This window comes from Paenibacillus tepidiphilus, from assembly GCF_008635795.1.
Taxonomy (GTDB): domain Bacteria; phylum Bacillota; class Bacilli; order Paenibacillales; family Paenibacillaceae; genus Paenibacillus_AQ; species Paenibacillus_AQ tepidiphilus.
The window spans coordinates 1-759 of sequence record NZ_VWRQ01000068.1; the positions used below are offsets into that span (position 1 = coordinate 1).

General features: G+C 45.2%; 1 protein-coding gene. It reads left to right on the top strand.

Annotation, left to right across the window (positions count from 1 at the left end):
- The first annotated feature begins 143 nt into the window (after positions 1-143).
- On the top strand, positions 144-617 hold the full coding sequence (gene tnpA, locus F1379_RS29500) for an IS200/IS605 family transposase (RefSeq protein WP_054940740.1): 474 nt from the start codon (positions 144-146) through the stop codon (positions 615-617).
- The last annotated feature ends 142 nt before the right edge of the window (positions 618-759 follow it).

Consider the following 759-nt stretch of genomic DNA (forward strand, 5'->3'; position numbering starts at 1 on the left):
TTATGGCTTTAGCCAGTTGAGTGCGTGAAACGCGCGAAACAAAAAACCACCCGCTATGCGGGTGGAGGGACTGAGGGTTTGACCACTAAGACCATTCCGATAGAATTGAGATGTTCAGGCTCAAAGGATAGGAATGGTCAAAGATGGCAAACAAGAGCTATAGTCTAGCTCACACGAAGTGGATGTGCAAATACCATATCGTGTTCACCCCGAAGTATAGACGGAAAGAGATTTATAATCAAGTGAGGAAAGATTTGATCGAAATTTTCAAACGATTGTGTAAATACAAAGGAGTAGAGATTATAGAGGGACATATGATGCCAGATCACGTGCACATGCTGGTAGCGATACCGCCGAAGATCGCCGTGTCCACGTTCATGGGATATCTGAAGGGAAAAAGTTCGCTCATGATCTTTGAGAAGCATGCTGGGCTAAAGTACAAGTATGGGAATCGGAAATTTTGGGCGGAAGGATACTACGTGAGCACAGTGGGGCTAAATGAAGCCACGGTAGCCAAATACATCCGTGAACAAGAAGCACATGACCAAGCGATAGATAAACTGAGTGTAAAAGAATACGAAGATCCGTTCAGTGACAAAAGGAACAAAAAGAAGTAAGCCCGTTTAACGGGTGAGTGAAGATGACAAATAACACTGAGCCTGAACAATTGTATGGTCAGGCTAGCGTCTTTAGGCGCAGTTTGGCAACAAGGGGTTATACCCCTAGAGCAAACCACCCGTTGGACGGGTGGTCCTGATT